Source organism: Cuneatibacter caecimuris, assembly GCF_004216775.1.
Classification (GTDB): Bacteria; Bacillota; Clostridia; order Lachnospirales; family Lachnospiraceae; genus Cuneatibacter; species Cuneatibacter caecimuris.
In genome coordinates this window covers 447,315-462,321 of the sequence record NZ_SGXF01000001.1, presented here as the reverse complement: position 1 = coordinate 462,321, position 15,007 = coordinate 447,315, and the positions used below count along the sequence as shown (strand labels likewise).

Here is a 15,007-nt window from a genome sequence, read left to right as displayed (position 1 = left end):
ATGGACGTAAAAGATTTTGATTATGAACTTCCCCAGGAGCTGATCGCCCAGGACCCCATTGAGAAACGGGATGCTTCCAGACTTCTGGTGCTGGATAAAAAAACAGGCGGAACCTCCCATCATATTTTTCATGAAATTGTGGACATGCTGGAGCCCGGCGACTGCCTGGTCATTAATGACACCAAAGTGATTCCGGCTCGGCTTTTCGGCGTAAAAGAAGATACAGGAGCACATGTGGAAGTCCTGCTGCTGAAACGGAAAGAAGATCATGTATGGGAAACGCTGGTCCGGCCCGGAAAAAAACTTCGTCCCGGGGCCAGACTGTCTTTTGGGGATGGAAAACTGAAGGCAGAAGTGATGGAAGTGGTGGAAGAAGGGAACCGTCTGGTTCGGTTCGAATATGAAGGTATTTTTGAAGAAATACTGGATGAACTGGGGCAGATGCCCCTGCCGCCCTATATCACCCATGAGCTGAAGGACAAAAACCGCTATCAGACAGTTTACGCGAAACACGAGGGATCTGCAGCAGCTCCTACGGCTGGTCTGCATTTTACAGAAGCGCTGCTGGATGAGATTGTAAAAAAAGGAGTTAAAATCGCCAGAGTCTGCCTGCATGTAGGCCTGGGGACCTTTCGCCCGGTGAAAGCAGAGCATGTTCAGGACCATCACATGCATTCGGAATTTTACCGGATTGAAGAAGATGCGGCAGAAATTATCAATGAAACAAAGGCCTCAGGCGGGCGCGTCATCGCCGTGGGCACCACCAGCTGCCGTACCCTGGAAGCTGCGGCTGACCCTGCTACCGGCCTGCTGAAAGCCTGCAGCGGCTGGACTGAGATTTTTATTTACCCGGGTTACCGGTTCAAATGCATCGACGCGCTGATTACTAATTTTCACCTGCCCCAGTCCACTTTGCTGATGCTGGTATCTGCTCTGGCAGGCAGGGAGCATATTCTGGAGGCATATCGGGAAGCGGTTGAGGAGAGGTACAGGTTTTTTAGTTTTGGGGATGCGATGCTGATTGTATGAAACCCGACGATATGTTATTAAAGCGGGAGGAAATTGGGAGATATTTCAGATATAATATTGTTAATTTTTTCATTTGAAAGTCACCAAATAGAACTCTGGGGAAAGATAACCGAGACCATTCTATTAGGATGAAATAGACCAAAAGATTGTTTGTGAAAATGGCCTTTAAAAAAGCATTTTTTACACTGCTTCCCGTATATTCATACAAGCTTAATAAGTAATTATTAGTAAACGGCAGCTGGGTCCTATAGGATACAGTTGCCGCATTTTAAAATTAGCCTGGGTTTTTTATAATACTAACTGTTGATCAGATATTGCTAAAGAAAAGTTATTTCAATTATCGGAAAGAACCTGCGCATTGCATTGAGTCATGTCACTCAATGCAAAAGTAGCGTCATCAAAAGCATATTGGACTGTCGCAATTAAACCAATTTCAAACACTTGACATATGACAAGTAAAACGGGTATAATATTATGAAGAAAGAAGGTAAGGTGCAGAATGCGGAAACAGATTGTTTATGAAAAACAGGATTTGACATGGTTGTCCTGGTCTAAGATACGAAATTCTTCCGGTACAGCTGGTTCTTTTTTGAAAGCATACTCGGATTTGGGTGGTGAAAAGACATATTATAAGCTCTCTAATTATGATGCAGTTAAAGGAATTGTAGGGCATGAATGCGTCAACGAAGTAATTGTCGACCGGTTTTTGACGATTCTTGGTATTGAGCATTTATCCTATCAATTGATTCACGCCGATGTCTTGGTCGATGGAAGTACCCACACAACCTGGCTGTGCGCTTCCAGAGATTTTAAGCAGCCGGGTGAGAGCAAGCTGGCGTTGGACGCTTTCTATCAGGCGGAGCGTTTGAAAGACGAGAGTCCGCTTGCGTTCTGCATACGAAACGGGTGGGCGGACTATATTTGGCAGATGCTTGCGACAGATTTCCTGATACTTAATCGGGACCGGCACGGAGCAAACATTGAGGTGCTGCGCAATTCCAGAAAAAAGACGCTGCGGCTGGCTCCGCTTTTTGATCATGGACTGTCGCTATTGTTCAATTGTCTTGATGTAAAGGATGTGGAAAAAGTTCAAGCGCTGGAGGATAAGCCGGTGCAGTGCTTTGTCGGTTCGCGCTCTGCCTGGGAGAACTTAAAACTGATTCCTGCCGGGCAGGTGCCAAAGCTTAATCCGCTTTGTGAGACGGACCGGGAGAAGCTGTTTGACGGCCTGGAAGAAACGATGCCGCAGGTATGGCGGGATAAAATATGGGAGATGCTCTGGAAGAGGTGGAAGCGCTATGAAGATTTTTGCAATCAGGGACGAACTTGATCCGCAGAGTGTGGATTTAGCTTATCTGATTTATTATGAAGGGGAAAAACGTTTTTATATTGAACTGCCGGAAGACGCTGATCCATGGGAAACGCCGCTGCTGCTGTCTTCCTTTGCCAAGCGCGGCGAACGGACCGTGAACGCTTACTGGAGCAAGCTTTGGGTACAGCAGCGCATTGTTCCCTCGGATCGGCAAAATCTCGGTCAGATACTGCGTGACAATGGACTGAGTGAGTACGACGAATACGAGCTTTTGATGCTGGGCATGGGACGCTGCGCTCAAGACGACTATTATCTTGTACCGATGGCAGAGAGTGACATGCCCATCATACTGATTGACCGTTTTCAGAAGAAGGTGGAGGATGTGGTTCCTCTTACAGACAAACACCTGCTGGTTTTCTTTCGGAACGGGGTTGTCAGAAAGTGTGATGTGCAGGAACTTCTTAAAAAGGAGGCTGCTTTTTCGCCGCTGCTTGTAAATGATGCACTGTACAACACCGTATCGGTACAAGCCGGTGGTTATGGCGTCTGCTGGGGGGATAATCTGAATCTGGCGGATGATCAGCTGTATGAAAATGGTGAGGTGGTACCGCTTTCTCTGGATGATTTTCGCAGCTTCGTCAAGAACCGGATTGTGAACACTGCGGAAGCGGCTGAACTGCTTGAGTGTTCAAGGCAAAATATTGAAGACTTAATCCGCCGCAACAAGCTTCACCCCATAAAAGCCACGCCTAAAAATAAATTGTTTCTGAAAAATGAAATCACACAGCGAAAGTGGCGTTGAGAGGCAGAGCATGAGGCGTAGGACGACTGGCACTATTTCTTATACTTATTTGCATATTTTTTGTTGTATTTTGTATAGCAGTGCAATCGTCCTCCTTCTCGGCACATCATCTACAGGTCTTTCACTACGGCCTCCAATAAGAGTCACCATTAGCAGGCTATGGCAGCTAACCTCATAAGTATCCGGAAAACAGAGTGGTGAACGAAAACTCACGTACTGTAATCCAGTAAAGGGATGGTTGCTATTCATGTCACAAAAACGTATAATTATTAAAGGAAAGCTATAGTTCGCAGTACGTCATTTTACTGGGATTAAGCGTGGCGCGTAGATGCAATGCTGATAATATAGAACCCGGCGGTGTGTTACTCAAGGGGTAGGAAATTGGGGAATATTTAAGAATTAAATCGTGTTAATGTTGTAAGGGAACCAAAAGCGGCAGCTGCATCTTATTTGATACAGTTGCCGTTTTTTTCAAGCAAAGATCAGTAAAGTTTAGAACTTAATGTAGTAATCGGCAATAAATCCGTAGTATATAAGTGAAGAGGGAAAGGAGGTGGTATGATTGATGGAAGATGAAAAGATTATTGATTTATTTTTCGAGCGTTCAGAACAGGCTATACAAGAGCTGGATATCAAGTACGGCCAATTTTGCCATAAGCTCTCGTACAACATTGTGAACAGCAGGCAGGATGCGGAGGAATGTGTCAATGATGCTTACTTAGGGGCATGGAACACAATTCCTCCAGCCAGGCCAAGCCCCTTGCTCACCTATATCTGTAAAATCGTCCGGAATATTTCATTGAAAATTTATTACAGGACAGCAGCAGCCAAACGAAACAGTACCTATACCATTGCCATGGAGGAAATAGAAGCCTGTACCACAGACCCGAAGACAGTAGAATGTGAGATCGAGGCCAAAGAATTAGCCCGTATCATTGAAAGCTTTCTTGATACTATGACCAAAGAAAACCGTGTCATTTTCATGCGGCGCTATTGGTTTGCCGATAGCTGTAGAGATATAGCCGGGTTTGTGGGACTAACTGAGAAAAATATCACCGTCCGCCTGACCCGTATCCGTCAAAAACTGATGGAGTATTTAACTGAAAGAGGGGTATATGTATGAACTCAAAAAAATTTTCCGAAGCTATGAACGAAATGGACAACAAATATATTGAAGAGATTTTCCAGTACAAAAAGAGAGCCAGGAAACCTGCTTGGATTAAATGGGGCGCCATGGCGGCCTGCTTGTGTTTGCTGGTTGGCGGCGCTGTCATGTACCAGAGTTTGAATGCCCCATCCAGACCTGGCGCCGGCCCTGGCGTACAGCCTGGCGGCAGTGTCTCAGAGACAGTAGATCCTATCATCTCGTCTCTTGCCGTTTATCCGGCATCCGAGAAGATACAGGATGTTGAAAATGCAACCATGAAAGAGGTCGACCAAACTGCGGCATATGCTATGACAGATTTAGGCTCATATCTTCCGACTCAACTGCCGGATGGATATACGTTTGGCAACGCCAGCGTATACGAAACAACAATGAAAAATGGAACAAAATACTATATGCTGCGAGTGACATATCTTAGCGGAACAATTCCGATTCCAACCTTTAACGATGTGGGGGAAGCTGCTGTTGGGAAAACAACGGGGAAAAGCTTTGCTGTTTTTGTGATGAACTATGAACCGGGAACCCATAGAGAAATCCATGATACTGCGGACATATCTGAAAGCACACTTGAGCAGAGCATGGTGGACGGGACCTTCCACATTTCCTACGGTGATATTTATGTCGGCATTACCCCTGACGGTTCGCAAACAGCCAGAGAAATGTTATCCATTATCCAATCCATCAATAAATAACGATCTGTTTAACCCTTCAAATAGGCTGTAAATAAGTTTTTCATCAAAAAAATCGCTGAGGCCGTGAAACTTCAGCGGTTTTTTGACTAAGTTATACCTTCATTCCCAGAGGACTTTTTACAGAATATATTAATTTCATACTCATTCCACATAGAGATGGTATACTAAGACAGGAGGTGATTTACATGGCAACGCTATTGATTGTAGAGGACGATTCTAAAACCAACGAAGCTATCTGTGAATATATGAAGTCAGCCGGGCATGAGGCCATCCCGGTCTATGACGGAGCGGAGGCGGTCCGGCACTTTCAGGAGAAGAAGCCTGACCTGGTGGTTCTGGACATCATGCTCCCTAAAATGACCGGACTGGCCGTGCTGCATGAGATCCGGCGCAGCAGCTCTGCCCCTGTCCTCATGCTCACTGCCATAGAGGATGAATATACCCAGATACAGAGCTTCGACGAGCAGGCGGACGATTATATTACCAAGCCCTTCTCCATGGTTTTGCTGGGAAAACGGATTACGGCGCTGCTTCGGCGAAGCGGGCAGAGCGTAGTGCAGGACACGATCACGTTCGGTGAGGTTACCGTGGACTTCTCCGGCTATACGGCAAGGGACCGGGAGGGAAAAATCGATTTGACGCCCCGGGAGATCAATTTGCTGCGCCTTTTTGTGGAGCATAAGGGACTCGTTCTGACCAGAAATCAAATTCTGGACGAGCTGTGGGGCGACGACAATCCAATCATCGACCGGACCGTGGACACTTATGTGAAAAACCTGCGCAAGAAGCTGCGCCTTGACTGTCTGGTTACGGTGAAAGGGATTGGATATAAATTTGAGGTGGGCCAATGAAACATCTGAAAATCTACCCGAAAACATTTTTCTATACCCTGGGACTGATGCTTTTTATCGTGCTGGTAGCCCACGGGCTGCTGTATTTTCTCACGCCCCAGGTACCATTAGACATATCGCCCGGCCCCGGCAGCAGTGATTTGCTGGTCACCGGCAAGTTCAATCTGACGCCCTATATATCGCAGATGATCCAAAAGGTGCTTCCAATTTCGCTTCTGTGCTGTGTTATGGTCTCTGTTCTCTGCTCCCTGCTGTTCTCCAGGCAGATCACTGTTCCCGTAAAGCAGATTTCCGCCGTGACCGAGCGGATGGCGCAGATGGATAAGGCCGCTGTATGCAAGGTACATGCCCAAGACGAAATCGGAGTATTGGCAGGCAATATCAATGGCTTATTCCAAAACCTGCTGGCCACCATTGAAACCCTTGAAATCGAAAAACAGCGCGTGCGGGAGATGGAACAGTCCAAGGTAGATTTTATGCGGGCAGCGTCCCACGAATTGAAAACCCCCCTGACCGCTTTGAACGCCACGCTGGAGAACATGATCCTGGGCATCGGGAAATATCGGGATGTTGAGGCTTATCTGCCGGAGTGCAAACAAATGACGGAGCAGCTGTCGGGCATGATCCGGGAAATTCTGGATGCGTCCAGGGCGGGCAGCCCGCAGAAGAATGAAGCGCCGGTTCAAATTGACCTGTCCGGGCTGCTGCCTGCGTTATGTGAGCCGTATCAGCAGATCGCAGAAGCCCGGGGCGTCGTTTTCCATATAGATTTGTCAGGCTGCTTCTACGCCTGTCTGCCGCCCAGGCAGTTCAGCAAAGCGGTGTCCAACATTCTTGCCAACGCCGTCGCCTGCACCGATCCGGGCAAGACGGTTTCCATCTATTTTGACGGGCCTGCTCTGGTCATTGAGAATGAATGTACACCGATTCCGGCAGACGCCCTGCAGCATCTTTTTGAGCCCTTTTACCGGCCTGATTACGCCCGGAACCGTGAGGACGGCGGAAACGGCCTGGGCCTGTACATTGTGGATATGCTCCTGGGAGCCATGGGATTGTCCTACTCCTTTCAGCCTATGGAGGAGCCGCCTGGGATGCGCTTTGTGATAAAGCGATCAAGCCCACCGGAGGATCGCACTGCGCGCTAAGGAAGATGGCTGCTGAAGCGGCTGCGCTCCGGCGCGGGAGTCCGGCAAGCCGGACTTTTTGCTTTTCCTTGCCCATTCCATATTCGTTTCATATTGCCTCCATATTGGTGTGTTATTCTTTTCCTACGAACAAAATGGAGGTGTATCATATGGGATTTGTTAAGCGGGCGTTTTTATACGTCACGAGAAAAAGAGGCAAAAGCGTCCTGTTGTTTGTTATCCTGCTGGTAATGGCGACCTTTGTACTGACCGGGCTTTCTATTTGGAAAGCGTCAGAGGCCGCGCAGCTTGACCTGCGGCAGAGCTTGGGCGGTAAGTTTGACATTCATGTGGATTGGGAAAACAGTCCGCATGTGGTCAAAGAAAACGTCAAAGAGGAAACCGGCGGGAAAACCGGAAAATCATCCACAAGTTTTATCCAGTATTCCACCGTGCAGTTGACGCCGGATAACCTGGGCGCAATCAAGGCTGTGCCAGGCGTGAAACATTGCAGCGCAAGGCAGGCGAATCTGGTTCCCTTTGCGGAGTTTTCCCTGTTTCCCGGAACCGTGGCCGCCGACGCAAAGTATAAAAGCCACACGAAGGTGTTGGGCGTCTGCAGTACGGAGGAAGACGAACTTTTCACCACCGGGACGCTGACGCTGGCGGAGGGACGGCACATTTCCGACGGCGACAGCAATGCGGCGATTATCAGTCAGGATCTGGCGGAAAAGAGCGGCCTGCAGGTTGGGGACTATATCACCACGCACAGTTACAGCTTAGAGGATCAAGCCTTTACCGGGCAGGAGATAAGGGTACAGATCATCGGGCTGTTTACCCCAAATGCAGTGGAGCAGTTTGGAGAGACCGTTACAACCTACGACAAAATTCAAAACAGGGTTTTTGTGGATCTGCAAACGTCGGTAGCAATGGACGGCGGTGAGATCAACTACGGTTTTTCCGCGATCAACGTCACCATTGACGACCCGCAGGATATGGCGCGGGTGGTGTCTGAGGTGAAGGCTCTGCCCGGCATCGACTGGACTGCTTTTACCATCCAGGCGGATAACGGAACCTATGAAAAAGCTGCCGCGCCGCTGGCTACGCTGAATGAACTTGTCATTACCCTGCTGGTAGTGATCATCGTTGTCAGCGCCGTCATTCTGGCTCTGATCCTGACCCTCTGGACAAAGACCCGCATTCATGAGACGGGCGTGTTCCTGTCCGTAGGGATTAAAAAATTTGCCATTATCGGCCAGTATTTGATCGAGGTGCTGCTGATTGCCGTGCTGGCATTTGGTTTTTCCTATTTCACCAGCAACGCCGTGGCGGGACAGATTGGCAATCACCTGCTGGAGCAGAGTATACAGACTGCGCCGGAGGATGAGGGGGATATTACTGCCGGCGCCGCCGCAGTGGATGTGGGCGCGGATCATCTGATTCAGGAACCATTGCCCGCGGAGGACGGCATCCAGGTGTCCGTGGGGCCTGATAATTTTGCCCGGCTATACCTGATTGGACTCATCATCATCATTGTGGCCGTGAGCACGTCGTCTGTCACTGTCATGCGTTTGAAGCCACGGGAAATCCTGTCGAAAATGAGCTGAAGGAGGGGATATCATGTCAATATTGGAACTCAAAAATGTTTGCTACTCCTATGAAAAAGGCAAAGTGGTTTTGGCTGATGTCAATGCGGAGCTGGAAAAGGGGAAGCTGTATGCGGTTCTCGGCCCGTCCGGGTCCGGAAAGACTACGCTGCTGGCCCTCTTGGGCGGACTTGATACGCCAACTCAGGGCAGCGTCCTGTTCGACGGTGAGAATATCAGGACAAAGGGCCTGGAGTACCACCGCAGACACCATATCTCCCTGATTTTCCAGAGCTACAACCTGATCGATTATATGACGCCCATGGAAAATGCACAGCTCACCGCCAAGCTGGATGCCGGGCCTGTCCTGGAGCGGCTGGGACTGGCCAGGGACGAGATCACCCGGAATGTGCTGAAGCTGTCCGGCGGCCAGCAGCAGCGGGTGGCCATCGCGCGGGCGCTGTCTTCCGATGCCCCGGTCATTCTGGCGGACGAGCCCACCGGGAATCTGGATGCGGATACCGCGGAGGAAATTACTGCTGTTTTGAAGGAGAGCGCCCATGCGTTGGGGAAATGCGTTGTGGTGGTGACGCACTCCGGCCAGGTGGCAAATCAGGCGGACGTGATTCTGGAGATCAAACGGGGGCAATTAAAGGAGAGGGAAATCAAATGAAGAAGATAACAATCATTTTAGCCTGTATGCTGTCCTGCGTTATCCTGTTTACCGGCTGCACCGGTCAAAAAGAAAGCGGCGATCAGGAACCGAAGGGTAACAGCGGTGCGGAAGCCGGTATAACCGGCAAGGCGGACAGCACGGATGAACCGGCCGGCTCTGATCCTTCGTCAGATGACTTTACTTATAACCTGAAAGACCCGGAGAATAACGACGGCATTGTAGTCAGGCCTAAAGAATGACAGCAGAGAAATAGGATGCAAAGCATGTCGGATTTATACAATACCAAAACAGAAATTTATTCTATAATTTTCTGGAAGGGAAAAACGGAGGTTTTTGTTATGATCGAATCAAGATGCGGTATCCTGTGCGGTGCGTGGGGATACAGGGAACAAATGGGATACAAGGCCTGCTGCGAGGAAAAGGGGCAAGAGCACTGCGGGCAGCGCGGGGAATTTCCCTGCGCCCTGCTGGGCCAGTTCGCGTATGACGAAAAGCAGGGCGACGGCGGCAGGTGTATTGAACAATGCAGATGCTGGGCGAAGGGAGGTGATTTCTTTGGCTTCAAATCTGGACTTTGTGGAATATGTCTGCGATCAGATCGGCGGCGCCGGGAGCATCGCCTATAAGAAAATGTTCGGGGAATACGGCGTTTATTGCGACGGCAAAGTGGTCGGCGTGATTTGCGACAACCAGTTTTTTGTAAAAAAAACCGAAGCGGGCTCGGCCCTGTATCCGGACTGCCAGGAGGCTGCGCCCTATACCGGCGCCAAGCCCCATTTTATCATCGACAGCGTGGATGACCGGGAAAAAATGGCGCGGTTCATCCGGGCCACCTGTGACGAGCTGCCTGCGCCAAAGCCGAAGAAGAAGAAATAAAACCAGGGGGCCGGCCCGGCGTCAAATTGGATCGGCCCTGTTTCCTATCTAAACAGAACATCAAGGAGGTTATCTATGAACTGGGAACCGTGGACAGGCTGTTATCCAATCAGCGGCGGCTGCGCAAACTGTTATTTTTATGGGCCGTATGCAAAACGCCATGGCCAGAATACGATTACGAAAACGGATAAATTTGACTGGCCCATCCGGAGAAATAAAAAGGGCGAATACAACATCAAGGGGGATAAGATCCTCGCCACCTGCTTTGCCACCGACTTTTTCCTGCCCGAGGCCGACGAGTGGCGGAAAGAGGTCTGGGCCATGATCCGGGAGCGGACGGACATTGATTTTCTGATCCTGACCAAGCGGATCGACCGGTTTCCCGTGTCCCTTCCCGCCGACTGGGGAGAGGGCTATGACAATGTGAACATCGGCTGCACGGTGGAGACCCAGGCGCTGGCGGATACCCGCCTTCCTCTGTTTTTATCCTATCCGATAAAGCGGAGGTTCATCGCCTGCGCCCCCCTTTTGGAGGCCATCGACCTCACTCCATATCTGCATGGGGTGGGCCATGTGACGGCCGGCGGCGAAACGGGGCGGGCTGCCCGTGAGTGCGATTACGAGTGGGTGTTGAACATCCGTGAGCAGTGCGTGGAGGCGGGGGTGACCTTCTGGTTCAAGAACACCGGCTCCCTTTTCCGGTATGACGGCGTCGTGGAAAAAATTAATCCTTATCAGCAGACCGGCAGGGCGAAGGAGCTTGGTATTGATATTTCAGACGGGAAACGGCTGTTTTGAATGCCTTTAGCGGATAAGGCACATTTATAGAAGAAAGAAGAATGTATCGTAAAGAAATCATAAACTTCATTGAAACAAATGTGGATGGCAAAACGCTGTTTACACTGGAAGAGCAAGGCCTTATGACCAAATGGGGCAGGGAGAAGGTAGGGGAGGCCCGAAAAAACGGACAATGGGACGCCCCAAAAATTCCGGCAGTGACAGGAGAACAGATCGTTTTTTTTCGGCGCTGCTAAAAGAGTACGAGCCCGATTATGCAAATTTTCAGGCAATGTCATCATCAGTAAAGAAAACTTACACGCGGGCATATTTTGACGCAAAGACAGACGCCGGCCGGGAAAAGAGAATCCCATGGATGGCTTACCGGTTGAATGAAAACCTAAAGCCTATGTAAGAGTTACATGTCAGTAGAAAGGAATTGAATAAAGATAATGATCAGACTTAGAAAAATGGAACAGACGGATTTGCCCGTTTTCAAGAAATGGCTGTATACGCCGCACGTTGCCAAGTGGTACCACGACCCGCTGGACTGGATTGACGAAGTCGAGGAGCAGGACGGAGCATTTTGTTGGATTCACCACTTCATTGTGGAGCATGAAGGACAGCCCATCGGCTTTTGCCAGTATTACGCCTGCGATGACAGCGATGAGCTTTGGGGAGGCTACACTGCGTTGGGCGGCTCTTACAGCATTGACTACATGATTGGGGAAGCCGGCTTCCTCCGTAAAGGCTTTGGCAAATTGGTTGTGGCGGACTTGATAGACAGGATTTCCCTCCATTCTGACGCCAAAAGAATTGTGGTGCAGCCAGAGCCGGAAAACAAGGCGTCCTGCGGTTTGCTGCTGTCCTGCGGCTTTGCGTTTGACACGGAAAAAGAGATTTATGTAAAACTTTTGCCTTGAACAGCAGGTAAGGCCAGAATGGAAATATAGGTTTGACGAATCACTAGCTCCTAATCATCTGCTTTCTTACTCAGTTGCTGATATGAGTAAAACCCATATTTCCATGCTTGCAGGGGAAGCGGTTACGCTGGTATACTTTTCTGCAGAAAAGGGCTGAATTTGAAGATGATGTCCTGGAAGCCATGTTTCAAGAAGATACTTTAATGCCTTATCAATGGCAGAAGCCCGAAGTTCCGCGAAGCTTTCGGCTTCAAACTGGCATACGGCGTATTCTCCGGCAGGTAATTCCCAAATTGTTAATCCATTTGGAACAGGCGCGTTGCTGTTTGCAGCGGCACCTGCAAAGTAAATAAATGTCCCGTCGTTTTCTTTGCTCATCATTGACGCACCTAATTCTGCGCCGTTTGGCAAAAAACAAGTAAGGCAGTTCTTTCGCCCGTGAAAATCTTCCCAAATCTGTCCCGGCCCGCTTATTCCGGTGGATTCCCCAAAGCTCGCCTGCTCAACGGAAACTTTGTTGGAGACCCCGATATATGTTTCCGGCATGTCTAGTTTTCGGCGGGTGATTTCTATAACAATGCTGTCCGTTATAAGTGGCACATTTTCGTCAATCATTGTATAGCCAAGCAATAAATCAGGCTTCATAATCCGATTAAGATGAACAGGATTATTCCGGTATTCCTCCGGCGTCATTCCGAACGCACGTTTAAATGATTTTGTAAAATGTCCGTGGCTGTTAAATCCATAATCGAGGGCAATATCCAGTATGCGCCTGCTCTTATCTTCCAGCGCTTCACATGCCCTTGCCAACCTGCGCATTTTAGTATACGCGTTTACCGGGCGTTTCACAAGGCGGGCAAACAACCGCTGAAAGTAAAAGGGCGAAAGGGCCGCAACCTTTGACAGTTCTTCGGGCGAATGGTCTTGCGCCAAATTTTCTTCGATGTAATCCAACACTTTTTGTATAGCTTCCCATGCATACATAGTAAAACCTCCAATTCTCATGATATACTAATTATACACGATAGAAAAACTGCTTGCTTGTTCATCAATGCCCTTTTCAGGTCGTTTCTCACATCAGTATGTAATTTCCATCAATGCTATGCAGAAGTTTTTCAAAATACACAGCTGCTTTAATTTTTTTGTTTTAGCGAAACTTTTCCTGCCTGAAACGAATTACTACTGAAAAGGTTTTCAGGAGGCTGAATCATCAAGATAAGTACTAGGAAAGGAGGCCTCGTGGACTTATTGTATTTTCTGCAGTTTTTGGCGGTATATTGATGATTGGATATACTGAAATCACCAGAGCGCCCTGGAATACGTTTGGGACAGCGGCGGCCGGAGTATTCATTGGATTGATTGTTCTGGCAGCAGTATATTTTCATGAGCTGAAGGCGGATATATATTAATGAAATGGCTGTCGGGGGACTTCAGAGAAAGGCGCCGGAATAGAAGCCTTGAAGTTATTGTGTTTTTGTGTTAAGTTAGATGCAGAATACAAAAAAGGCTGTATTCTCTGGAGGATAAAATTAGATGAAAATTCGCGGCTCTTTGTACCGGGTAGTGTTTACGCTGGTGGTGCTCCCCTTTTTGCTGTTTAGTGTGGTGATTATACAGATTTATTCCGGCAGGCTGGAACGTGTGATTACGGAAAGCCTCCGAGTGGTTGCAGACGCTCAGATCACTGAAATGAGCAGTTTTTGTGAGCAGCAGAAGGAGTATTTGACTCTGATGGGAACGATGGATGTGTCCAGAGAGGCAATGAAAGGCGGTCTGGGAGAAGATGGCGTCAGGTATCTGGATAACATACTGCTGTCATATGTGAACCTGACTGATAATATTAAAGAGATTGCTTTAATTGACCGGGAAAATCGTGTTGTGGCTTCCAGCGATGCGGATCACAGGGAGTTCGCGGAAAATGGCATCGGATCAGTGATAGAAGATATGGGAGACAGGCAGTTTTATATATCTGATGTCCTGAAAAACAGCCGCGGGGAGAAAACCATTGTGGAGATCGCCCGGATAGAAGAATACGGCGTACTGCTGGGATACGCTGTGGGAGAGTTGAATCTGGATTTTTACGGCGAGATGCGGGAGCGCGCAAAATTGTGGAATGAATCTACGTTTTATCTGCTGGACGGGAACGGGCAGATCATCAGCGCGGGAACATCTGACGAGGCGCGGGAAGATTTTGTTACTGAGGCGAAAGACAGGGAGGATTATAACCGGAAATACAGTGCCATAGATTTTGAGAAAAATCCACAGGGCAGTTTCCAATACCGGGTGGGAGGAACGAATTATATTACATACTATTCTGATGCAGAGTATACGGAATGGCGCATTTTACTGACAGTGAATATGGATACCTACCGGGCGGAACGTATTATTTATGTAGCGCTGGCCGGTATCCTGTCATTGTTGTGCGCGGCATTGGCCCTGTGGATCGGATGGTTTGCTTCAAAGCGAATCGTGCGTCCGGTCCAGAAGATTTCCGGCACGCTTAAGGCGATTCAGAAGAAACAGGATTATTCCCTCCGGGTGGAAGTTGAGCGGATGGATGAGCTGGGAATTTTGGCGGAGGAGATCAATGAGCTGATTAATTTTATTGAAACAGAGGATCTGTACAAAACCCAGCGGCAGAGATTTCTGCAGGAGAAAGCAGGGCAGGATGCGCTGACAAAGGTTATGAATAAAGAGAGAATCAGCCAATATTTGCAAAAACCATCAAAGACTGCCGTCAAAATGGCGGGACAATGGCTGTGATGTTTGTGGATATTGACGATTTTAAAGCCTTTAACACCCAATATGGCCATAGTGTGGGAGACCAGGTGCTGATGTTTTTTTCTTCCCTTCTGGCCAGGAAGACAGGAGGTACTGTCGGCCGTGTGGGAGGCGATGAATTCCTTGCTGTAGTGGAGGACAGGGAGGTTGTCCAGGAGCTGGACCAGCATCTGACCCGTCTGGAAGAGGAGGCCCGGAAGCGGTTTGTAATCCGGGGCAATGGTGCCCAGGTACCGGTTACCTGCTGTATCGGAGCTGTTATAGTGGATTTTTCACAGCATGGCGCCTGTCCCGCCGGACCGGAACAGGTGGTGCAGGCGGCGGACGATGCGATGTATCAGATTAAGAATCACGGCAAGAAGGGGCATCTCATTGTGGAGATAGATTCAGACGGCAATATAGTGAAATCTTAA

Annotated in this window: 17 protein-coding genes and 1 pseudogene; 17 read left to right on the top strand and 1 reads right to left on the bottom strand. The window is 48.9% G+C overall.

Annotation, left to right across the window (positions count from 1 at the left end):
• From queA to EV209_RS02150, 14 genes and pseudogenes are all read left to right on the top strand, one after another.
• Window positions 1-1,029 (top strand): tRNA preQ1(34) S-adenosylmethionine ribosyltransferase-isomerase QueA, encoded by a 1,029-nt coding sequence (gene queA, locus EV209_RS02220; protein WP_130432623.1) that lies wholly within the window; start codon window positions 1-3, stop codon window positions 1,027-1,029.
• A gap of 499 nt (window positions 1,030-1,528) precedes the next feature.
• The gene (locus tag EV209_RS02215; protein WP_130432621.1) at window positions 1,529-2,359 is read left to right on the top strand and encodes a HipA domain-containing protein; all 831 of its coding nucleotides are present in this window, start codon (window positions 1,529-1,531) and stop codon (window positions 2,357-2,359) included.
• The gene (locus EV209_RS02210) at window positions 2,328-3,143 is read left to right on the top strand and encodes a DUF2442 domain-containing protein (protein ID WP_130432619.1); all 816 of its coding nucleotides are present in this window, start codon (window positions 2,328-2,330) and stop codon (window positions 3,141-3,143) included. The genes EV209_RS02215 and EV209_RS02210 overlap by 32 nt, the downstream gene beginning before the upstream one ends.
• A gap of 565 nt (window positions 3,144-3,708) precedes the next feature.
• A complete protein-coding gene (locus EV209_RS02205) occupies window positions 3,709-4,266 on the top strand; it encodes an RNA polymerase sigma factor (RefSeq protein WP_243647473.1) in 558 nt (185 codons plus the stop codon).
• A complete protein-coding gene (locus EV209_RS02200; RefSeq protein ID WP_130432615.1) occupies window positions 4,263-5,000 on the top strand; it encodes a hypothetical protein in 738 nt (245 codons plus the stop codon). Before EV209_RS02205 ends, EV209_RS02200 begins: the two co-directional genes overlap by 4 nt.
• 185 nt (window positions 5,001-5,185) lie before the next feature.
• Window positions 5,186-5,851, top strand: coding sequence for a response regulator transcription factor (locus tag EV209_RS02195; RefSeq protein WP_130432613.1), 666 nt, complete (start codon window positions 5,186-5,188; stop codon window positions 5,849-5,851).
• Window positions 5,848-6,996, top strand: a complete 1,149-nt coding sequence (locus EV209_RS02190) for a sensor histidine kinase (protein ID WP_130432611.1) — start codon at window positions 5,848-5,850, stop codon at window positions 6,994-6,996. The genes EV209_RS02195 and EV209_RS02190 overlap by 4 nt, the downstream gene beginning before the upstream one ends.
• A 149-nt stretch (window positions 6,997-7,145) precedes the next feature.
• Entirely contained in the window at window positions 7,146-8,582 is a 1,437-nt protein-coding gene (locus EV209_RS02185) for an ABC transporter permease (RefSeq protein WP_130432609.1), read from the top strand.
• Window positions 8,583-8,595: 13 nt separating this feature from the next.
• On the top strand, window positions 8,596-9,234 hold the full coding sequence (locus EV209_RS02180; RefSeq protein WP_130432607.1) for an ATP-binding cassette domain-containing protein: 639 nt from the start codon (window positions 8,596-8,598) through the stop codon (window positions 9,232-9,234).
• Window positions 9,231-9,476 (top strand): hypothetical protein, encoded by a 246-nt coding sequence (locus EV209_RS02175; RefSeq protein ID WP_130432605.1) that lies wholly within the window; start codon window positions 9,231-9,233, stop codon window positions 9,474-9,476. The genes EV209_RS02180 and EV209_RS02175 overlap by 4 nt, the downstream gene beginning before the upstream one ends.
• A 244-nt stretch (window positions 9,477-9,720) precedes the next feature.
• A complete protein-coding gene (locus EV209_RS02165; protein ID WP_330520597.1) occupies window positions 9,721-10,113 on the top strand; it encodes a TfoX/Sxy family protein in 393 nt (130 codons plus the stop codon).
• 75 nt (window positions 10,114-10,188) lie between these two features.
• The gene (locus EV209_RS02160; RefSeq protein ID WP_130432601.1) at window positions 10,189-10,911 is read left to right on the top strand and encodes a DUF5131 family protein; all 723 of its coding nucleotides are present in this window, start codon (window positions 10,189-10,191) and stop codon (window positions 10,909-10,911) included.
• A 104-nt stretch (window positions 10,912-11,015) separates the two neighbouring features.
• A pseudogene (locus EV209_RS16920) lies at window positions 11,016-11,305 on the top strand (YdeI/OmpD-associated family protein); the annotation flags it as partial.
• Window positions 11,306-11,342: 37 nt separating this feature from the next.
• On the top strand, window positions 11,343-11,813 hold the full coding sequence (locus EV209_RS02150) for a GNAT family N-acetyltransferase (RefSeq protein WP_130432599.1): 471 nt from the start codon (window positions 11,343-11,345) through the stop codon (window positions 11,811-11,813).
• Between the two features lie 66 nt (window positions 11,814-11,879).
• Here the strand turns inward: EV209_RS02150 and EV209_RS02145 are convergent, their stop codons facing one another.
• Window positions 11,880-12,797, bottom strand: coding sequence for an AraC family transcriptional regulator (locus EV209_RS02145; RefSeq protein WP_130432597.1), 918 nt, complete (start codon window positions 12,795-12,797; stop codon window positions 11,880-11,882).
• A gap of 296 nt (window positions 12,798-13,093) precedes the next feature.
• Between EV209_RS02145 and EV209_RS16770 the strand changes: the two genes are divergently transcribed.
• From EV209_RS16770 to EV209_RS02135, 3 genes are all read left to right on the top strand, one after another.
• Entirely contained in the window at window positions 13,094-13,222 is a 129-nt protein-coding gene (locus tag EV209_RS16770; protein ID WP_279387328.1) for a hypothetical protein, read from the top strand.
• A 124-nt stretch (window positions 13,223-13,346) separates the two neighbouring features.
• Window positions 13,347-14,576: a cache domain-containing protein gene (locus EV209_RS02140; RefSeq protein ID WP_130432595.1), complete on the top strand. Its 1,230-nt coding sequence runs from the start codon at window positions 13,347-13,349 to the stop codon at window positions 14,574-14,576.
• The gene (locus tag EV209_RS02135; RefSeq protein WP_130432593.1) at window positions 14,567-15,007 is read left to right on the top strand and encodes a GGDEF domain-containing protein; all 441 of its coding nucleotides are present in this window, start codon (window positions 14,567-14,569) and stop codon (window positions 15,005-15,007) included. Before EV209_RS02140 ends, EV209_RS02135 begins: the two co-directional genes overlap by 10 nt.